3 protein-coding genes are annotated in these 24645 nt (G+C 37.1%); all 3 read right to left on the bottom strand.

The genetic code is table 11. From position 1 onward, the window contains the following. Positions 1 to 63 precede the first annotated feature (63 nt). The 3 genes from JNUCC51_RS15290 to JNUCC51_RS15280 all read right to left on the bottom strand — a co-directional run bounded on the left by JNUCC51_RS15290 (position 64) and on the right by JNUCC51_RS15280 (position 24204). Positions 64 to 4563, bottom strand: coding sequence for an amino acid adenylation domain-containing protein (locus JNUCC51_RS15290; protein ID WP_337988746.1), 4500 nt, complete (start codon positions 4561 to 4563; stop codon positions 64 to 66). A gap of 131 nt (positions 4564 to 4694) precedes the next feature. Beyond that, positions 4695 to 10376, bottom strand: coding sequence for a non-ribosomal peptide synthetase (locus tag JNUCC51_RS15285; RefSeq protein ID WP_337988745.1), 5682 nt, complete (start codon positions 10374 to 10376; stop codon positions 4695 to 4697). Between the two features lie 16 nt (positions 10377 to 10392). Continuing rightward, entirely contained in the window at positions 10393 to 24204 is a 13812-nt protein-coding gene (locus JNUCC51_RS15280; protein ID WP_337988744.1) for an amino acid adenylation domain-containing protein, read from the bottom strand. Positions 24205 to 24645 lie beyond the last annotated feature (441 nt).

The raw sequence follows: 24645 nt of genomic DNA, 5'->3' as shown, positions 1-24645 counted from the left end.
CTTATCATTTAATATTGTTTCAGTTACAAATGATGTGGGTAGTGGAGACTTACCCATGTGCACCTAATTTAAAAAAAGCAATTCTAAATCTTCTTCCGAAAGGTCTGCTTCATTAAAATCAGAAGGTGTAAACTCGATCTCTCCACTTGTTGAGCAATGTTGGTAAATATCCTTTATTATATTGATATAACTATCTAAAAAAGATTGCATAGTTTCATTCTCAAATGTATTTGAGCTAAAAGTTATATTTATCTGTAACTTTCCGTTTAACTTAATGGCCATCACATCAACAAGGGCTGTAAGTTTGTTCTTTGCACTAACATCTGATCCAGTATGTAAACTTGAAAGTTTACATACATCTGACTGTAAAACATGATCAAAATCACCAAGGTAATTAAAACGAATTGGTTCGTGATGGATATTTTCAAAGATCTTATTAATATACTTCAATACACTAAAGTTAAATCCCTTATATGGTACTTTTCTATATATTTCTTTTAATTCTTTTAATTGAGTTATGAGGTCATTTCCTTTTACTTTAAAGTGTACTGGGTATATACTTGTAAACCATCCAATTGTCCTTGAGATGTCTATCTCCTCATTGATTTGCTCTCTACCATGTCTCTCAACTTCAAATACAACTTCTTCCATGTTACTCGTTTTATGAATAGTTAAAGCTAAGGAAGAAATAAGTAGTTCATTAAGATCCATATTGTAATATTGATTTATCTTTATACCTAAATCTTTCGTAATTTTTTCATCTAATTCATAACTTAATGTTACTGAATCTTCTACTAAACCAATAGGTTTATCAAAATCTTTTGATAGATAGGATGGGTGATTTAATATTTCTTTCCAGTACTCAACTTCATCAGGAAATCCCAGATTGCTATATTCATGGAGGATTGAAGCCCATTCTTTGAATGAATGAGTCTTGAGTGGTAACTCTAGATTCTGATGATTTTGGATTTGCGTAAGTAAGGTTAGAAAGTCTTCTAGGATAATTCTCCACGATACACCATCAATCACTAAATGATGGCCAGTTAATAATAACAATTCTGTTTTTTCATTTACTGTTATTACGCATGCTCTTATCAAAAAACCTTGATCTAATGTGATGCTTCCTTTTACTTTCTCACTAATTTCTTTAATTTTTTCTTCTATTACTACTGGTTTATCATGATCTAATGCGTTTAAGTTAAAATATTCTATTTCGATTTCTTGCTCTAGCAATTGATTATTATAGTACAGCTCTTGGGTATTTGTATCAAAATTCACCCTCAATGTATCATGATGATGGATAATTTCTCTTAATGCGACTTGGATATTTTCTATTCCAACTTTTTCTTTAAACTCCAACAATACGGATTGATTAAAATAATGTGGTTCTGCCATTCTTTGTTCAAGGAACCATTGAATAATGGGGGTATTTCTTATTTTTCCTTCCTCTAGATTTTGAGAGATCCGCGAAGATACATACTGATAGTCAATACATAAAGCTATATCCTCTAACGTTTCCTTCTCCATAATATCTTGGACCTTTAAGGTCATTCCAATGTCTTTCAATTTGGAGACAATTTGAATCGCTTTTATTGAGTCTCCTCCAATTTGGAAAAAGTTGCTATTCATACTTAGATTCCCCTTACCCATTACCCCTTCTAAGATTTGAATAAATTGTCTTTCCGTTTCATTTCGAGACGAAATAAATTCGACTGGATGTACCAAGATACCCGGTAATTGTTTATAATCTACTTTTCCATTTGAAGTTAAAGGGACTTGCTCAATATTCACATAATAAGAAGGTACCATGCATGCTGGTAGTTTCTTGAAAAGTTGTTGTTTTATAGCATGTTCAGAAAAATCATTATCACTTACAATATAAGCACATATGGCATCCTGTCCATTGAAATCTTTTTTTACTTGAACAATACCTTCCTTCACGAAGTCGATATCTCTTATCGCACTTTCGATCTCTCCTAGTTCAATACGAAATCCTCGTAATTTAACCTGATTATCTGCTCTTCCAATATACTCGATGTTCCCATCAGGCAACATTTTACCTAGATCCCCTGTTTTGTACATCCTCTTGTTTTGAAATCGTTCATTGTTTAGATGAATAAATACATTCTTGGTAAGCTCCTCTTTATTAAGATATCCTCTTGCTACTCCGTCTCCTGCTATGTATAGTTCTCCCACTATTCCTGGAGTAACTAATTGCAAGTTCTTATCGAAGAGATAGATTTCTACATTATCGGCTGGCTTGCCAATGGGAACGGAATATCCCAGGTCATACTCGGGTCGATATTGATAGATCATACATCCTACCACTGTCTCTGTCGGACCATACTCGTTGTAGATTTCTACTTTTCCTCCAAAACTATCAAAGGCTTCTTTCGCTAGTTTAACTGGTAAATTCTCTCCTCCTACAATAAATCGTTTGACGGATGATGAATGATTTGGTTGGTCCTTGATTAAGGTTAGATGGGCTGGGGTTACTTTAATCACGGTTGCCTTTTTATCTTCTAACACTTTATATAAGATAAATTCCTCTCCCTTATCCTCATAAATCGCGATCAATTGACCAGAGAGAAGAGGTGTAAAGATAGAAGTAATTGTTAAATCAAACGTAATGGAAGAATAGAGTGCAAATACTTCTTTTTCATCCTTTAGATATGCTTTTCCAGCCCACCAAATATAATTCATTAATCCCCTATGTTCAATCATAACTCCTTTAGGTTTTCCTGTTGATCCTGATGTATAGATGATATAAGCGATATCTTCTGGTGCTGCCTTACTTACATAGTTTGTGTCTTCGTTCTCTATGCTTGTATCATCTGCCATTATTAGCTCTTGATTATAGGAAAGGCCCTCTATTTCTATATTCGTATATAGTACCTTCGCATCTGAATCTTGAAGCATGTATTCTATTCTTTCTAATGGATACTTCGGATCGATGGGAACATAGGCTGCTCCTACTTTCAACGTCGCTAAGATCCCTATGACTAACTCATAAGAATGAGTAGCAATGATGGCTACTCGATCCCCTTTAAACACCCCTTTATTCTCTAGATGATGAGCCAATTGATTTATTCTTTGGTTCATTTCTCCATAAGTGAGGAAACTCTCTTGAAAAACTAATGCCATAGCATTCGGTTGTGCAAGTATCTGTTCTTCGATGACATCCATCACTGTTTTTTCTCTAGGGTAGTCAGCTTTTGTTTGATTCAAAGTATCGAATACACTCATCAGATGTTCTTCATGCCCAAGAGATAAGTTTTCAATATGTTCTTCTCCGTTTTCGATTAGACGATTAGCAAGATGCATCATCTGATTATACATACGTTCCACTTCAATATCGCTATAGTCACTAATCCTGTAATCAATGAGGAGTTCTATTTCATCATTATCTAACCATTCCTTCACAACCATTTGTAAGGAGTAACTTTGGTACCCAGAATAGTATTCTTCTACCCTAACTGGTATATCTCCCAACTCATTTGAATATTTTGTATTATAGTAATTCACACAGATATCAAATAAAGTGTCATATCCTGCTTTTCTTACATGTAAATCATTCACAAGTAAATCATATGGATATTGCTGATGGACAAGACAAGCTCTTAATTCTTTATTTACAGCTGTTAAAACATCTATTCCACTCATGCCAGGTTTACATGTAACTCGAAGAGGAACAGAACTAGTGAACATTCCCACCGTATTTTTTTCATTCTGACCGATTCTATTAAAAACTGGGACTCCCAAAATAATATCATCAATGGATTTTGTCTTATGTAAATAAATGATTTTGAGTGCCGTAAAAAAAGTAGCCAATGATAGTTGTTTTTGTTTACTTACGAATTTTCTAATTTTTGCACTTTCATTTATCCCCAATTTAAACGATTTTCTTATGCCTTTGGGATCCCCAATTCTTTTGGTTATCATGGTTTCAGGAAGTATTTCAAACTTCACATTCCAATACTGTTTGTTCTTCAGAAATCGTGATGAATTTAAATATGTTTTTTCTGTCTGAATATAGTCAACATAAGATTCATTATATAAATGTGTTACGTCTTGTTCTTGTTCTAAGGCCTTATAATAGTTACAGAGCTGTTTCTCTATTAAGTGGATAGACCAACCATCTGCAATTAAATGGTGAATGTTAAGTAAAACCCCGTACTCTGTATCAGATAGTTTATAGATTCCAAAATAATATAACTTGCCATCGATTAATTCAAATGGTGTAGTAAACACCCCTTCAATCCATCGATTAAATTGTTCAAGTTTGTCTTCTTTTTCAGTGAAATCAACAAAATCAATGTTTTCTTCCTGATACTCATCTACATGCTGAACAGCTTCTTCATTTCGTTCTCGAAACCTTAACCGCAACCCATCATTATGCTTTATGATAAGTTGGATTGCTTTATCTAATTTGGAAACATCAATCTTTCCTTCTATTCGAAGTGATCCTCCAATATTATGTATAACTAGTCCTGGATTCATTTTCTCGACATACCAAATTCTTTTTTGTGCATGTGTTAGATTATAATAAATCGGCTCATTCATAGTATCATCTGCTCCTATTATGAATTGTTACGCTTATAAAAATGTCTTCAAGTTAGAAGTCATATTCAAGATCAGTTTCTCCAGAGAAGGCTGATCTTGAATATGACTATTTTCTCTTGCTTTTGCTTAAGCTATAGGTTTTTTCGTTGCAAGTAGTCTCTGACAATTTCACCTACTGCGTCTACATTTGGCGGCATCAACACAGAATCATGATCCCCTGGAACTTCATAATATTCCAAAGATGTTTTGGCCATTTTTTCCCATAATTCACGCTTGAATAATACATTATCATTATCTACTGCTTTAATAACAAGGGTAGGGGTATATACAAAACCTAGGAAGCAATAATTAGATTTTACCGTTAATTCCTCTCCGAAAAATTTTTGGATACTTCTTCTTACTTTCAAAATTTCTAATTGTCTTTCTTTCTCAATCGGTTTTGCTTTTGGGATGAGATTCGAAAAAGTCTTCATCGTATAGCTTTTATCTTTCTTAGTAATCCTACGCCAGAGATCAATCACTCTAATGATATTATTCATAATCCTTATATTTTTATGGTGCTTTTTCTCGATAAAGGCCTCCTGATCTAGCATCAGTAATGCACTTACTTCGTCTCCCTGGATTTGCATAATATTCGCAAGATCATTGGAAAGATATCCACCTACGCAATAACCAGCTAATAAATAAGGACCTTCACTTTGTACCTGACGAATTTCGTCAATATAAACTTGTAACATTTGATAATAGCTATCTGGAAAAGGTTCTTCCCCATTTAATCCACGGGGTTGAATTCCATAGACACTATATTTATCTTCTAATAATTTCGCTAAGTGTCTGAAATAAAAGATATTTCCATCTGCTCCATGAACGATAAATATTTTCTTTTCACTTTTACTTCGATTAATCTTAAATACATGCTTACGATTCCCATAATCGTTACTGTTAGATTCCATTTCTTCTGTTATATATTCCGAAAGCTCTAGAATCGTCTTATTAGCCATAATGTCCGCTGCATTCATATCTATGCCTAATTCGTCCCGCAGATTAGCAGCAACTTGAATAATATTGATGGAGTTACCTCCAAATTCAAAGAAATCATCGTGAATAAATACTTCATCAAGATCTAATACTTTCTTCCAAATCGTAGCTATGGTATTTTCTACAAAACTTCTTGGTGGTATCTTATTTACTCTTTCAACTTGTTCCTCCATCAAACTTAAGGCCTGCTTATTCACCTTCCCATTATGGGTCAGAGGAATTTTACCAAAAACCGTGACATATGCTGTGGGTACCATGTAGTCAGGCAATTGTTTTTTAATACTGTTTTTAATAGTTGGTAAGTATTCAGCTTCCGTTACAATATAGGCACATAAATACTTGTTTCCTTGTTTATTTTCCTTAACCATAGTAACCGCATCTTTTACTTCTGGTAGTTTCCTTAGTACAGCATCAATCTCACCAAGTTCTATCCGATAACCTCGTATTTTGATTTGATGATCAATCCGCCCTATATATTCAATGGTTCCTTGTGGTGTCCAACGAGCAAGATCTCCTGTTTTATACATCCTTTCATTAGATACATAAGGATTTTCTATGAATTTCTCCGCTGTTAAGCTTGGAAGATTCATGTATCCTCGGGCCAAACCATCACCAGCAATACATAATTCTCCTACTGTTCCAGTTGGAGCTAACCTTTGATGCGAATTAACAATATAGACTTTTGTATTGGAAATAGGGGTTCCAATGGTTAGTTTTTCACCCTTTTTTAATTCTTTCACTGTTGACCATACTGTTGCTTCTGTTGGGCCATACAAGTTAAATATTTTTGCTTCTGTGTTATTTTGTATCTTCTCAATTAAGTTCTCAGGTAGAGCTTCTCCACCCATCATGATAACTTCTAATTTTTGCAAACACTCTTTGTATTTTCTATCATTTGTTAATAGAAGCATCCTTGAGGGTGTTACAGCTAACATGTCTATTTTGTGACGAAGTATAAGTTCGCTAATTAGGGCAGGATCTTTTTGTTGTTCTTCATTTGCTACAATAACTTTCATACCTAGAGCCAATGGTACGAGACTTTCTGACACAAACAAATCAAAGGAGATGGTTGTTAGTGCTAATATACTCTTACCTGGTTGTAAAGGAATTCGTTTTCTCATTCCAAGGATAAGATTATGTAATGATTGGTGTTCTATCATGACACCTTTTGGATTCCCAGTACTCCCAGATGTGTAAATAACGTACGCAAGATTTTTGGAAGTTAGTTCGTTTTTCCTTTTTTCTAATCTTATTTCTTCTATTTTCTGATTCTCATAATTTGTAATATCCAATGTAGTTCCTGTAAAGTTTATATTGAGATGTTCAATTCGTTTTGGATCAGTGAGTAAATATTGGCTCTCACTATCCATTAAGAGATGCTCGATTCGATCTTTTGGATAGCTCTTATCTATAGGTAGGTATGCTCCACCTGCTTTTTGTATGGCCAGCATAGCGACAATCATTTCGATCGATCGATCCACCATCAGCCCAACAATCGATTCTATTTGTACTCCTTCATTCATCAGGAATTGGGCCATTTTATTAACCTTTTCTAGCAATTTCTCATAGGTGATTTCTGTATCACCTTGCGCGACTGCAATATGGGTTGGATATGTCCTTACTGTTTCCTCAAATATATCAATGAGTGTTTTCCCCTGTGTATAGTTCAATTGTGTATCATTAAAATCTTGCAATAATTGTTGCTTCTCTTCCTCGTCAATTCCTTCGATGTTTTGAATCTGTTGATCGCTTTTTACTATCATTTCTTTTAGTATATTTACGTAATGCTTCATCATCAGTGCTATGGTTTCTTTTCTAAATAAACTACTTCGATATTCTGTTTCGCAAACAAGTTGTCCATTGGCTTCTATCATATTTAAAATTATGTCTAATTTTATCCGATGCTGATTTCTTCCATAGGGTTTGACTTGAAGATCTGATAAAGCCATCTCTTTTACTTCGTTATTATGTAGGACTAACATAACGTCGAATAATGGATTACGACTTAAATCCCTTTTGCTTTTCACTTCTTCAACAAGTTCTTCAAATGCATACTCTTGATTTTCATATGCTAAAACGAGTTTATCTTTTGATTCGATCAGGTAGTCTTCGATTTTCTTGTTTCCTTCAGGATAGTTCCGAATAGCTAATGTATTCACAAACATCCCAGCAACCTTCTGTAGCTGTGGGTGTCTTCTACCAGCGATTGGAGTTCCGATGACAATGTCTTCTTGTCCACTATACTTAGAGATTAAGATACTGTAGCCTGCCATAAGCCCCATATAGAGTGTTCCACCTAAGCGAGACATCATTTTACTTAATCCTTGGACAACCTCTTCTTCGATCATAAATTGATAAGTATTTCCTACGTTACTCTCTATTTGGCTTCTTACACCGTCGAGTGGGAGATTTAATACGGGAAGGACTCCTTCAAATTCTTGCTTCCAATACGCTTTTTGCTCTTCCCAAACGCCGCTTGTTTTCTTCTCTCTTTCCCATAATACGTATTCTTTGTACTGTATCTCTTCTACTTCTAGTTCTTCACCTTCATACGCCTTCATAAAGTCTTCTGCCAATATGCCCATGGTAGTCCCGTCACTAATGATGTGGTGTATATCGATCATGAGAATATAGCTATCATGCCACTTGATAAGTCCAGATCGGGCAAGAGGAGCCTGCTCTAGATCAAATGGTTTTACCCAGCGAGTCAATGTCTCATCTACTTCTTCTTGACTTTCTACCTCTTCATACGAAAGTGCGAGGGTAACTTGGTCAGCGATTTTTTGCACGATCTCTTCATCTATAATATGAAAGCTCGTTCTTAAGGAATCATGCTTCATAACGAGTTGCTGAATCGCTTTTTCTACCCTATCTCGGTCTACTTGTCCTTCTAACTTGAGGGAGAATGGCATGTTATACGCCACATTTTCTTTATCCATCATTTGAATTGCAAAAAGTCGCTTTTGTGCTGAACTGACAGGATAACTTTCTTGTTTGGTTAAAGGCTGTAATTTCTCATATTTCTTCTGATGACTTTCGTTGATCTTCGTTGCCAGTTCCTTAATTGTTGGGTATTGGAATAGATCGCTTACTCCAATCTCCACTTCTAATTCTTTTTGAATTCTCCCACTTACAATGGTAGCTTTTAAGGAATGACCACCAAGTTCAAAAAAGTTATCTTGGATTCCGATTCTTTCAACCTTTAACATCTCTTCCCATATCGCAACTAATTTCTGTTCGATTTCATTCGTAGCCTGTTGATACTCTTTCTCTCGGGCAAAACTGACTCCTAACTTCAAAAGTTCATTACGATCTACTTTGCCACTTGCTGTTAAAGGAATATTCTCTACCTCAAGGTAGACATTAGGTATCATATAAGTAGGTAGACGATTGCTCAAATGCTTTTTTATGTCTTCTTTAGAATGGGGCTTAAGCAACGTATAGTAAGCGATTAATTGCTCCTCGTTTTCTTTTCCTTCTTTTTTTAGAACAACGGCGTCTTTAATTGCTTCTACTTCCATGAGACAGTTTTCAATCTCACCTAATTCAATTCGATATCCGCGGATTTTTACTTGCTTATCTTTACGCCCTAACCATGTAATGGAGCCGTCAATCTCTAATCTTCCTAAGTCTCCTGTCCAGTACTGACTCCCGAACTCAGGATCGTTTTGAAATACTTTTGCAGATAATTCTTTGTTATTCCAATATCCTTTGGCAATATAGGAGTTCGAAACAACAATTTCCCCAATACCTAAAGGCAGCACTTCGTTATCAAACTCATCCACAACAATGATTTCTATGCCTTCTATTGGTCGTCCAAGATGAATACTTAGCTCTTCGTCAGCATGAGAGATAAATTGGCATGAATTAAACGAAGATTCAGATTGCCCGTATAAGTTTACAAGTGTAGCGTTTTTAAAGTTCTCTCTAAATAACTGAATATCTTGCTTATTTACATTTTCCCCGCCCAAAACTATATATTTTAAATCAGGCAGATCAATGTTTTTATCTAATGAACGAGTAAAATGACGATATAAAGTCGGAACAGAATGCCATATGTTCATTTTTTCTGCTGCTAACCACTGTACTATTGCTTTAAAACTGTTTTCTTTTCTAATATCTCTAGGATAGAGAGTTGCCCCGTGTAATAAACCACTATAAATATCGATAATAGCTGCATCATGTGAGAAATAAGAGAATAACGTCATTTTGCTTCCACTGGATATTCCTAATTTATTTGCATATTGTGTCGCATAATAGTAGATATTCTCTTGCGTTTGAATAACTCCCTTTGGCTTCCCTGTTGAGCCTGACGTATAAAGGATGTAAGCATATTCGTTAGCTTGTATCCCTTCAAAATTGGACGTTACATGAACGCTAGTAGAAAGCTCATCGACATTTATGATTTGAATTTCCATGTTTCCATTTTCTACTACTTTTTTTGCTAATTTCATATTTTCATGATTTGTTACAAGTACTTCGACTTCAGCATCCTCCAAGATATGGGCAATACGTAATTCAGGGTACTGGTCACTTAATGGAATATACGTTAAACCAGCTTTCAATGTAGCAATAGAACTTACGACCATATCAGTCCCTTGTTCGAATAAAAGCCCTATATGTCCTTTTGTAACATTATGTTGGAGAAGATGGGCAGCGACAAAGTCGCTGTGTCCATCCAATTCCCGGTATGTCATCTGTTTACTCTCGGTAGATAATGCGATGATTTCAGGGGTCTTTTTAGCTTGATTTCGAAATGTATCTATTAATATCACTTTTACTCCTCCGATATTATCGTTTTACTAACCTTCTTCTCGTTGTCAATCCTATTTCAGAGATAGATTTTTCACTATGACTTGCTGCATCAGAAATAACCTTTATCAATTCCCCAACTATGTGCTGAATGTCAGTATTTTTGAATTTAGTTTTCCGATATTCACAAGTGAGAAGAATGCGATCGTCTAAAGGTGTAATGTAGAAAATCATATCGAACTTCACATTCACATTCTTTGAAAAATCATACTGATTGCTATTCTTTAATTCATTTACATCTGGGAAATTGATGATATTTAAAAATACTTGAATATCAGGATATTTCATTTGTAAATTTTCTAATACTAGTTCTAATGGATATGCTTGATACGTTACGGCTTCAGATACACTAGTACTTACATGTTGGAGAAAATGATCAAATCGTTCATTTCTGTTTATTTTCTCCCTGAGAATTAATGTGTTTACGAAACACCCGACAATTTCCTCTGTTTCGAAATGCTCTCTACCCGCTACAGGTGATCCAATAATGATGTCATCTTGTCCAGTCATTCTATTTAACAGGACATATAAGGACGATAAAAATAGAGAGAATACACTTATTTGCTTAGTAGAAACTAATGCTTTAATCTTCTGATTGAGATCATTATCGATTACAACGTTGTATTGACCGTCGTTCCCATCGTAATCCATGTTCATTCTTTCTGGGAGTAATAGTTTGTCTGGGAAATTAACAAATTTACGTTCCCAATAATGTAGTGCCTCATCCATTTTTTCTTCAATAATATTATTTTGCCAAGCAGCGAAATCTTTGTATTGGATTTTTAGTGGAGTAATAGGTAGTCGTTTATTTTGCTTGTAATTTTCATAGTACTTAAAAAATTCATTCCTAATAATCCCCATAGAGACTCCATCAGAAATAATATGATGTAAACAAAATAGAACTTCATAGTGATCAACATTGATTTTAAGTATCTTCATTCTATAAAGACCTGAATCTTTTAGATTAAATGGTTGAGCAAATATCAATGATTCGGCATCAAGCATTTTTTGATATTTTTCTTCCTCTTGCAATTGCATTAAATCTTCAATATCTAGTTCTACAGCTTGATATTCTTCAATTTTTTGGAATACATCCCCGTCTTTCTCAATGAAGGATGTTCTAAAACTTTCATGCTTCATCACTAAGGCATTTATCGTCGCTTTGAAAGCTTCTTCTGGCTCTGTGTCTTTTATTACAAATCTTCCTGGCATATTATACGCAAAACTTTGTGGATTTAATTCGTTTATAATCCACATTCTTCTTTGTGCAAAGGAAACATCATAGAGTTCAGAAGCTTCTAATACGGGAATTGTGTTTGCATACTCTTCTTCAATGCTCTCGATTTTCTTCGCAAGCTTTGAGATGGTTGAATCGATGTACAAATCTCGATAACTTAAACTCTTTCCAAATTCCCGTTGAATCGTTGACATCAACTTTATGACTCCCAAAGAATGTCCACCAAGTTCAAAGAAGTTGTCCTGGATTCCAATTCGTTCAACTCCTAATACATTTTCCCATATGGCTACTAATTTCTCTTCGAGTTCATTCGTAGCTGCTTGGTAGGCATTCTCTCGTGTGAAGGTGACTTCCATCTCTAACAACCTAGCTAGATTTACCTTTCCATTGGCTGTAATCGGAATCGCATCGATTTCTACAAACGCACCAGGTACCATGTAATGAGGGAGTTTTTGGCTAATTCCCTCTTTGATCTTCTCTATCGCTGTTGCTTCTTCTTTTACGACATAGGCACATAGATAGTCCATTCCTGAAGCATCTTTTCTGTTTAAGACAACGACTTCTTTGACCCCTTCTTGCTCGCTTATACTCGATTCGATTTCCCCTAGTTCGATTCTGTACCCTCGTATTTTGACTTGGTGATCGATTCGTCCGAGGTATTCAATATGACCATCGTGAGTCCATCGGACCAAATCTCCGGTTTTGTACATTCTTTGATTGGCTGCATAGGGATTTTCTATGAATCTTTCAGCTGTTAGTTCGGGGTTGTTTAAATATCCCCGGGCCAAGCTGTTTCCAGATATATAGAGCTCTCCGATAATCCCTACCGGACAAAGTTGTTGGTTGGAATCTAAGATATATGCACTAACATTGTCGATCGGTTTTCCAATCGTGATGAATGGACTCTCTTTTTCGATCTTGGTTCCAGTAGCATAAATCACGGTTTCCGTCGGACCATACAAATTGAATACTTCTAGAGTCGAATTAATCCGAAATGCTTCTTGAACTACATCCTTAGTTAAGGCTTCACCTGCAAGATAAATCCGTTGAATAGAAGCTACGTTCTGTAATTCATTTCCCATCACTTTAAAGGCCGACGGTGTAAAGTTTAGATCAGTCACATCGTAACGGATGATCGTTTCTCTTATTTTGGTACCGTTCTTTTCCTCACCTTCCGGCAAGATTACCAGTTGACCTTGACAACCAATCCAGCCAAATAATTCAGTAATCGATACATCAAAAGTGATGGCTGTTTTTAATAGGATGCGAGAGGTCTCCTCTCTCATGTACGTAACATGAAACCAGTTCATCCGCTCAGTTAAGGCGTCATGTTCAACAACAACACCTTTGGGCTGCCCCGTACTTCCTGACGTATAGATAATGTAAGCTCTCGATTTTCGGATATCTTCAATCTTATGATTTGTTTTTTCATAGTCTTGTAATAAATCTTTGATGTGACCGTACGAAATAGATTTAACATCAGTATTTTCATGGAATGATGCCTTCTCATTCGCTTGATCAGTGATAAGCAGTTTGCATTCACTATCCGAAAGCATATAGTCAATACGAGCTTGTGGTGTATCGATTCCTATCGGTAAGTAAGCCGCACCTGACTTCAAAATTCCGAAAATCACGACCATCATATTGATGGATCTGTTCATTTTAATTCCAACAACTGATTCCTTTTTTACTCCATGGTCTATGAAATACCTCGCTAATTGATTAGCTTCCTCATTTAACTCTCGATAGGTCATGGTTTGGTTTTCATAGATTAAGGCTATTTTATCTGGATGAGATGCTACATGGCTTTCAAATTTCTCCATAACTAACTCATGGTTTGAATATTCTACTTCCACTTGCTGGATCAATAGCTGCTGTTTCTCATCTTCGTCTAGTAAGTGGATGTCCTTAAGTCTTTGCTCTATCTTGATACTGATCTCTTGAAGGATCTTAATATAGTGCTTCCTCATTTGTTCAATGGTTTCTCTTCTAAATAAACGACTCCGATATTCCATTTCACATACGAGCTGATTTCCTACTTCTTCTATGTTTAAGCTAATGTCAAATTTAGCTTTGTTCTGGTTTTTAGCATAGGGTTTAATCTGGATATCTGACAAAGCCATCTCTTTTAATTCAGTATTCTGTAGGACGAGCATAACTTCAAATAGTGGATTTCGGCTTAGATCTCTCTTCACGTTCAATTCTTCAACAAGTTCTTCAAATGGGTACTCTTGGTTTTCGTAAGCTTGGACCAGTTTGTGCTTGGCTTCAAGGAGATAGTCTTCAATTCTCTTATCTCCTTCAGGATAGCTTCGAAACGCTAGTGTATTGACAAACATTCCAGCTACTTTTTCTAGCTCTGCATGCCTTCTTCCAGCGATCGGAGTCCCAATCACAATATCTTCCTGTCCACTATACTTGGATAGCAAGATGCTATAGCCAGCCATGAGTCCCATAAACAGCGTTCCACCAAGACGGGACATCGTTTCTCTTAAGCCTGTGACGATTCCTTCTTCGATCTCAAATCGGATTCGATCTCCTTCGTTGTTCTCGATCTGGCTTCTAACACCATCTAACGGGAGCTCTAATACAGGAAGTTCTCCTGCAAATTCTTGCTTCCAATAGTTTTTTTGTTCTTCCCATACTCCATTTACTTTCTGTTCTCTTTCCCATGATGCGTATTCTTTGTACTGGATCTCTTCTGCTACTAGGGTTTCTCCTTCATATGCCTTCATAAAGTCTTCTGCCAACAGTCCCATGGTAGCCCCATCACTAATGATGTGATGCATATCGATCATGAGAATATATCGGTCTTCCCACTTGATGAGCCCTGATCGGACAAGAGGTGTTTGCTCTAGATCAAATGGCTGGATCCAACGGGTCAATGTCTCATCAACTTCTGCCTGACTCTCTGCCTCTTTATAAGCAAGGGTAAGGGTTCCCTTATCAGCGATTTTCTGTACAATCTCTTCCCCTTCAATATGAAAGCTCGTTCTTAGGGATTCATGCTTCACTACAAGTTGCTGAATGGCTTGTTCTACCTTTACTCGATCTACTTGTCCCGTTAATGTAAGGGCAAATGGCATGTTATACGCCACATTCTCTTTGTCCATCATCTGGATGGTATAGAGTCTCCTCTGGGCTGAGCTAACTGGATAGCTTTCTTGTTTGGACAGTGGAACCAGCTTCTCATATTTCTTCTGATGGCTCTTACTGATCTTAGTCGCTAGCTCTTTGATGGTCGGATATTGGAATACATCTCTCACTCCAATCTCCACTTCGACTTCCTTCTGAATTCTCCCACTTACAATCGTAGCTTTTAAGGAATGCCCTCCAAGTTCGAAGAAGTTGTCGTGGATTCCAATTCGCTCCGCGCCTAGTACGTCTTCCCATATGGCTACTAGTTTTTCTTCGAGTTCATTTGTAGCCGCTTGATAGGCATTCTCTCGTGTGTAGGTGACTTCCATCTCTAACAACCTAGCTCGATTTACTTTTCCATTGGCTGTAATCGGAATCGCATCGATTTCTACAAACGCACCAGGTACCATGTAATGAGGGAGTTCTTGGCTAATTCCCTCTCTGATCTTCTCTATCGCTGTTACTTCTTCTTTTACGACATAGGCACATAGATAGTCCATTCCCGAAGCATCTTTTCTGTTTAAGACAACGACTTCTTTGACCCCTTCTTGCTCGCTTATACTCGATTCGATTTCCCCTAGTTCGATTCTGTACCCTCGTATTTTGACTTGGTGATCGATTCGTCCAAGGTATTCAATATGACCATCGTGAGTCCATCGGACCAAATCTCCGGTTTTGTACATTCTTTCATTGTCTACGTTGGGGTTTTCTACAAACCTCTCAGCTGTTAAACTTGGACGATTTAAATAACCACGAGCCAAACCAACACCAGCAATACATAATTCTCCGACGACTCCAATAGGTAAGAGTTCATGATTTGCCCCTAAAATGTATGCACGATAATTTCTTACAGGTTTACCAATTGGGATTGTTTTTTTATTTTCTGTACCGTCACATTGATAAATCAATGCGTTAATCGTTGTTTCTGTAGGACCATATACGTTATAAATATTAGCCGCATCTATATGATATGAAAGCTTTCTGTATAATGAGGATGGAAATGCTTCTCCTCCCAGGACAAATCGTAACCCTTTAGAGCTAGAGTTTATATTATTTACGATTTGCTCCATTTGAGCAGGCACCATATCTATGAATGCAACTTCATTTTGAATCACATATTCATACAGGGACTCGTAATCTGATTCAGTTCTTTTAGTCATTACATGTAAGGTAGAGCCACTACATAATGCGGTAAAGATATGCTGTACAGATACATCGAATACAGCTTTACTATAGAGCATATGATTTTTCATATTCTCATAACCGAAATCTTGCATTAGTCCGAGAATTTGGTTTGATAAGCTCCTATGTTCAATCATTACACCTTTTGGTTTCCCTGTACTTCCAGATGTATAAATAACATAAGCAAGATTTTGAGATGTTAATTCGTTTCTTCGTTGCTCTAAATGCAGTTGTTCAACCTTCTGATTTTCAAGGCTCGTTATGTTCAATATGTTTCCAGAATAATTTAGATGAAGATCATCAATCTTCGTAAAGTTGGCAAGTAAAAATTTACACTCACTATCTTCTAAGAGATACTCTATTCTTTCTTTTGGATAACTACTATCTATAGGCAGGTACGCTCCACCTGCTTTTTGTATGGCAAGTATAGCAACAATCATATCAATAGATCTATCCACCATCAGTGCTACAATTGTTTCAACTTGCACCCCTTCATTTATCAGGGCTTGGGCTAATTTATTTACTCTCTCAGACAATTCCTCATAGGTGATTTTTGCAGCCCCATGTACAAGTGCCACCTGTGAAGGATGTGCCTTTATCTGCTCCTCAAATAAGTCTATGACTGTTTGCTCGTGAGGATATTCAACCTTTGTATCATTAAATTTATTTAATAGTTGCTCTTTCTCTTCTTTGTCTAGTACTTCGATATCCCTAAGTCTTTGATCTGTCTTTATGCTGATTTCGATTAAAGTCTTTACATAATGCTTCATCATTTGTTCGATGGTTTCTCTTCTAAATAATTGACTCCGATATTCCATTTCGCAGATCAGCTTGCCCTGTACTTCTTCCATGCTTAAGGTGATGTCGAGTTGGGATATTTTTCTATTTAATTCATAGTGACTAATTAATGTCCCATCCATTTCTAGTTCATGTTGTTCTGTATTCTGTAAAACGAGCATGACATCGAATAATGGATTTCGGTTGAGATCTCTCTTTACATTCACTTCTTCAACGAGTTCCTCAAATGGGTACTCTTGGTTTTCGTAAGCTTGGACTAGTTTGTGCTTGACTTCAAGGAGATAGTCTTCAATTCTCTTATCTCCTTCAGGATAACTTCGAAACGCTAGTGTATTGACAAACATTCCAGCTACTTTTTCTAGCTCTGCATGCCTTCTTCCAGCGATCGGAGTCCCGATCACAATATCTTCCTGTCCACTATACTTGGATAGCAAGATGCTATAGCCAGCCATGAGTCCCATAAACAGCGTTCCACCAAGGCGGGACATCGTTTCTCTTAAGCCTGTGACGATTCCTTCTTCGATCTCAAATCGGATTCGATCTCCTTCGTTGTTCTCGATCTGGCTTCTAACACCATCTAACGGGAGCTCTAATACAGGAAGTTCTCCTGCAAATTCTTGCTTCCAATAGTTTTTTTGTTCTTCCCATACTCCATTTACTTTCTGTTCTCTTTCCCATGATGCGTATTCTTTGTACTGGATCTCTTCTGCTACTAGGGTTTCTCCTTCATATGCCTTCATAAAGTCTTCTGCCAACAGTCCCATGGTAGCCCCATCACTAATGATGTGATGCATATCGATCATGAGAATATATCGGTCTTCCCACTTGATGAGCCCTGATCGGACAAGAGGTGTTTGCTCTAGATCAAATGGCTGGATCCAATGGGTCAATGTCTCATCAACTTCTGCCTGACTCTCTGCCTCTTTATAAGCAAGGGTAAGGGTTCCCTTATCAGCGATTTTCTGTACAATCTCTTCCCCTTCAATACGAAAGCTCGTTCTTAGGGATTCATGCTTCACTACAAGTTGCTGAATGGCTTGTTCTACCTTTACTCGATCTACTTGTCCCGTTAATGTAAGGGCAAATGGCATGTTATACGCCACATTCTCTTTGTCCATCATCTGGATGGTATAGAGTCTCCTCTGGGCTGAGCTAACTGGATAGCTTTCTTGTTTGGACAGTGGAACCAGCTTCTCATATTTCTTCTGATGGCTCTTACTGATCTTAGTCGCTAGCTCTTTGATGGTCGGATATTGGAATACATCTCTCACTCCAATCTCCACTTCGACTTCCTTCTGAATTCTCCCACTTACAATCGTAGCTTTTAAGGAATGCCCTCCAAGTTCGAAGAAGTTGTCGTGGACTCCAATTCGCTCCACACCTAATACGCCTTCCCAAACGGCTATTAATTTCTCTTCGAGTTCATTTGTAGCCGCTTGATAGGCATTCTCTCGTGTGTAGGTGACTTCCATCTCTAACAACCTGGCCCGATTTACTTTTCCATTGGCTGTAATCGGAATCGCATCGATTTCTACAAACGCAGCAGGCACCATGTAATGAGGAAGTTCTTGGCTAATCTCCTCTTTGATCTTCTCTATCGCAGTTGTTTCTTCTTTTACAACATAGGCACACAGATAGTCCATTCCTGATCCATCTTTTCTGTTTAAGACGACAACGTCTCTAACCCCTTCTCGTTGGCCTATGCTACATTCAATTTCCCCTAGTTCAATTCTGTACCCACGTAATTTAACCTGATTATCTACTCTTCTTATATATTCAATGTTCCCATCTGGCAACATTTTAGCTAGATCGCCTGTTTTATACATTCTCTTGTTGTGGAATCGCTCATTATTTAGATAAATAAATGCGTTCTTGGTAAGCTCTTCTTTATTAAGATATCCTCTTGCTACTCCTTCCCCTGCTATGTATAGTTCTCCTTCAATTCCTGGAGCCACTAGTTGCAAGTTCTTATCCAAGAGATAGATTTCTACATTATCGGCTGGTCTTCCAATAGGGACAGAATATCTGTGGTCATACTCTGGTCGATATTGATAGATCATACATCCTACCACTGTCTCTGTCGGACCATACTCGTTGTATATCTCTAATTCTTCTCCAAAACTATCAAGGACTTCTTTCGCTAGTTTAACTGGTAAATTCTCTCCACCGACGATAAATCGTTTGACGGATGATGACTGGTTTGGTTGATCCTTGATTAAGGTCAGATGGGCTGGTGTTACTTTAATCACGCTTACTTTCTTATCTTTTAACACTTTATCTAAAATAAATTCCTCTCCATTATCCTCATAAATTGCAATCACTTGACCAGATAAAAGCGGCGTAAAGATCGATGTGATAGTTAAATCAAACGAGATGGAAGAATAGAGTGCAAATACTTCTTTTTCATCTTTTAGATACGTTTTTCTTGCCCACCATATATAATTCAGTAATCCCCTGTGTTCAATCATCACACCTTTTGATCTTCCTGTTGATCCAGACGTATAGATGATATAAGCCACGTCTTCTGCTGTTGCCTTGCTTGCATAGGTTGGGTCTTCCTTCTCTATGCTTTTATCATGAGCCGTTATTAACTCTTGATTGTACGAAAGACCTTCTATTTCTATATTCGTATAAAGTACCTTTGCCTCTGAATCTTGAAGCATGTACTCGATTCTTTCAGATGGATACTTCGGATCGATGGGAACGTATGCTGCTCCTACTTTCAGTGTCGCTAAGATCCCGATGACTAACTCATAAGAATGAGTAGCGATGATGGCTACACGATCCCCTTTAGCCACCCCTTTTCTCTCAAGGTAGTTAGCCAATTGATTTGATCTTCGATTCATCTCACCATAAGTGAGGAAACTATCTTTATAGACTAATGCCGTCGCATTCGGTTGCTCCTTTACCTGTTCATCGATAACATCGATCACTGTTTTTTCCCTAGGGTAGTCAGCTAAGGTTTGATTGTAGGCGACTAGTAGCTGTTGCGTTTCTTCCTCGTTTAGCAAGTCGATGTCATTGAGCTTATGTTCGGTTTTAGTACTGATCTCTTGAAGAATCTTAATATAGTGCTTCCTCATTTGTTCAATGGTTTCTCTTCTAAATAAACGACTCCGATATTCCATTTCACATACGAGCTGATTTCCTACTTCTTCTATGTTTAAGCTAATGTCAAATTTAGCTTTGTTCTGGTTTTTAGCATAGGGTTTAATCTGGATATCTGACAAAGCCATCTCTTTTAATTCAGTATTCTGTAGGACGAGCATAACTTCAAATAGTGGATTTCGGCTTAGATCTCTCTTCACGTTCAATTCTTCAACAAGTTCTTCAAATGGGTACTCTTGGTTTTCGTAAGCTTGGACCAGTTTGTGCTTGGCTTCAAGGAGATAGTCTTCAATTCTCTTATCTCCTTCAGGATAACTTCGAAACGCTAGTGTATTGACAAACATTCCAGCTACTTTTTCTAGCTCTGCATGCCTTCTTCCAGCGATCGGAGTCCCAATCACAATATCTTCCTGTCCACTATACTTGGATAGCAAGATGCTATAGCCAGCCATGAGTCCCATAAACAGCGTTCCACCAAGGCGGGACATCGTTTCTCTTAAGCCTGTGACGATTCCTTCTTCGATCTCAAATCGGATTCGATCTCCTTCGTTGTTCTCGATCTGGCTTCTAACACCATCTAACGGGAGCTCTAATACAGGAAGTTCTCCTGCAAATTCTTGCTTCCAATAGTTTTTTTGTTCTTCCCATACTCCATTTACTTTCTGTTCTCTTTCCCATGATGCGTATTCTTTGTACTGGATCTCTTCTGCTACTAGGGTTTCTCCTTCATATGCCTTCATAAAGTCTTCTGCCAACAGTCCCATGGTAGCCCCATCACTAATGATGTGATGCATATCGATCATGAGAATATATCGGTCTTCCCACTTGATGAGCCCTGATCGGACAAGAGGTGTTTGCTCTAGATCAAATGGCTGGATCCAACGGGTCAATGTCTCATCAACTTCTGCCTGACTCTCTGCCTCTTTATAAGCAAGGGTAAGGGTTCCCTTATCAGCGATTTTCTGTACAATCTCTTCCCCTTCAATACGAAAGCTCGTTCTTAGGGATTCATGCTTCACTACAAGTTGCTGAATGGCTTGTTCTACCTTTACTCGATCTACTTGTCCCGTTAATGTAAGGGCAAATGGCATGTTATACGCCACATTCTCTTTGTCCATCATCTGGATGGTATAGAGTCTCCTCTGGGCTGAGCTAACTGGATAGCTTTCTTGTTTGGACAGTGGAACCAGCTTCTCATATTTCTTCTGATGGCTCTTACTGATCTTAGTCGCTAGCTCTTTGATGGTCGGATATTGGAATACATCTCTCACTCCAATCTCCACTTCGACTTCCTTCTGAATTCTCCCACTTACAATCGTAGCTTTTAAGGAATGCCCTCCAAGTTCGAAGAAGTTGTCGTGGATTCCAATTCGCTCCGCGCCTAGTACGCCTTCCCATATGGCTACTAGTTTTTCTTCGAGTTCATTTGTAGCCACTTGATAGGCATTCTCTCGTGTGTAGGTGACTTCCATCTCTAACAACCTAGCTCGATTTACTTTTCCATTGGCTGTAATCGGAATCGCATCGATTTCTACAAACGCACCAGGTACCATGTAATGAGGGAGTTCTTGGCTAATTCCCTCTTTGATCTTCTCTATCGCTGTTGCTTCTTCTTTTACGACATAGGCACATAGATAGTCCATTCCTGAAGCATCTTTTCTGTTTAAGACAACGACTTCTTTGACCCCTTCTTGCTCGCTTATACTCGATTCGATTTCCCCTAGTTCGATTCTGTACCCTCGTATTTTGACTTGGTGATCGATTCGTCCGAGGTATTCAATATGACCATCGTGAGTCCATCGGACTAAATCTCCGGTTTTGTACATTCTTTGATTGGCTGCATAGGGATTTTCTATGAATCTTTCAGCTGTTAGTTCGGGGTTGTTTAAATATCCCCGGGCCAAGCTGTTTCCAGATATATAGAGCTCTCCGATAATCCCTACCGGACAAAGTTGTTGGTTGGAATCTAAGATATATGCACTAACATTGTCGATCGGTTTTCCAATCGTGATGAATGGACTCTCTTTTTCGATCTTGGTTCCAGTAGCATAAATCACGGCTTCCGTCGGACCATACAAATTGAATACTTCTAGAGTCGAATTAATCCGAAATGCTTCTTGAACTACATCCTTAGTTAAGGCTTCACCTGCAAGATAAATCCGTTGAATAGAAGCTACGTTCTGTAATTCATTTCCCATCACTTTAAAGGCCGACGGTGTAAAGTTTAGATCAGTCACATCGTAACGGATGATCGTTTCTCTTATTTTGGTACCGTTCTTTTCCTCACCTTCCGGCAAGATTACCAGTTGACCTTGACAACCAATCCAGCCAAATAATTCAGTAATCGATACATCAAAAGTGATGGCTGTTTTTAATAGGATGCGAGAGGTCTCCTCTCTCATGTACGTAACATGAAACCAGTTCATCCGCTCAGTTAAGGCGTCATGTTCAACAACAACACCTTTGGGCTGCCCCGTACTTCCTGACGTATAGATAATGTACGCTTTCGATTTTCGGATATCTTCAATCTTATGATTTGTTTTTTCATAGTCTTGTAATAAGTCTTTGATGTGACCGTACGAAATAGATTTAACATCAGTATTTTCATGGAATGATGCCTTCTCATTCGCTTGATCAGTGATAAGCAGTTTGCATTCACTATCCGAAAGCATATAGTCAATACGAGCTTGTGGTGTATCGATTCCTATCGGTAAGTAAGCCGCACCTGACTTCAAAATTCCGAAAATCACGACCATCATATCGATGGATCTGTTCATTTTAATTCCAACAACTGATTCCTTTTTTACTCCATGGTCTATGAAATACCTCGCTAATTGATTAGCTTCCTCATTTAACTCTCGATAGGTCATGGTTTGGTTTTCATAGATTAAGGCTATTTTATCTGGATGAGATGCTACATGGCTTTCAAATTTCTCCATAATTAAATCGTCGTTTGAATATTCTAATTTTGTAGGCTGGGCCAATAGCTGATGTTTCTCTTCTTCGTCTAGTAAGTCGATGTTGATCACTTTATCATAATAATAATTGACCATTTTCAAAATGACTTTATATAAAAGCTTTATAAAATTACGAATCCACTCTCGACTGTATTTATTGCTTTTATAGTTTAAAACAAACTCTAATTTATCATTTTTTTCCATAACCATAATAGTTAATCCGAAATGGGTATCTTCGCTAACACTCAATACATCTATATCTACTTTACTATTACGATCTAGATTCAGAGGGTAATTTTCGAAAACTAAAATCGTATCAAATAAACCTTCCTCCCCATTAAAACCACAATATTCTTTTATGGAACTAAGTGGAGTCGTTTCATAAGGACTTCTTTCATTCATACTTTTTTCAACATGTCTTATAAGTTCAAATACCTTTGTGTCTGTATTTTTTATAACTCTTATAGGCAGTGTATTGATAAACAACCCTATCATATGCTCTACATTAGGTAAATTTACATTACGTCCAGAAACCGTACTCCCTAAAATAATATCATTATGGTTACTATGTATTTGCAAAAGAATTCCCAAACCACTATGAATCCATCCTGCTAACGTATGCTTATGTTCTTTACAAGCGTTTTTAAGAATTTCATAGTCAGTATCTTCTATATAAAATGATTCTCTATAGCTTTTATTGTCTGTATGTTTATTGTGAGTAGGCTGGGGAGAGATTTCATTTCGCTTAATGCCATGAAGATAATTAGCCCAGTATTTTTTTTCTGCATCTATGTCGCGGTTTCTAACTAATTTAATATATTCTCGCCAAGGCGTTACTTTTATTTTTGATGGTAACTCTTTATCAACTTCGATTTCATTACATAATCTAGTAAAGCTATCAATAAGTATTCCACTACTCCATCCGTCCCATAGAATATGGTGATAGGTTAATATCATGATTTTTTCATTGTTAGCGCCATTTACCAGACGGATTCTTAATGGTTCCGTTGTTAAATCAATCCCTTTTTTAAGCTCACTAGCCTGTATTTCATTTAATAGGGTAGTACAATCTCCCTCCCTTTCTTCAAAATATAGTGGCAGATCTATTTCTTTCAATACAATTTGTATAGGGTTACTTAACTTTTCCCATTTATAAATAGAACGCAAACCATCATAAGTGCTAATCAAGTGATGCCATACTCTTTCAATCTCTTTATCAGTTATATCTCCTTTAATTTTTAGAACAACCTGTTCCATGTATTCGCTCGATTTAGGATCCATCTGATATTTAAAGAGTAGTCCTTGCTGTGTAGGTGACAACGATAATATTTCCTGAATATTGTCTTTTCTTAATATTTTATTATTTATCAAGTAAACCATCCTTTTATTTTGTAGTGAATTTCAGTTAGATCGATTGTAATTATTGCTTCAGTAAATGTTCTTCACGCCCAAAATTTAAATTCCACTAGTCATAGCAATTTGGATTAATTTGATTTAATATACAAATGATAACTCACCAACCATTAATTTACAAGAAAAATTCTGAAAATTGTTATATTGGTTCTTTTTCCTAAAATCGGGTAGGGAAGTTTTTTAGATAGCAAGTTTTCGTATAAAATATAATCGAAGGAGGCGGAATTTTATGGATTTTATCAGGAAATAAACCGCTTGGAAATAATTTATTCCTTTCTGCTATTGCGGATTGTCTCTGATCCTATCTGTACTTATAGTAAGGGAAGAAGGGTACGGAAGAAGTCGTATAGTCAGTAGAAATCCTTGAAAAAGTTAGTTCAGAAAATTTCTAGAAGGAGC

This window comes from Lysinibacillus sp. JNUCC 51 (assembly GCF_015999525.1).
In the GTDB taxonomy this organism is placed as follows: domain Bacteria; phylum Bacillota; class Bacilli; order Bacillales_A; family Planococcaceae; genus Lysinibacillus; species Lysinibacillus xylanilyticus.
This window is presented reverse-complemented; position numbering and strand designations above follow the sequence as displayed.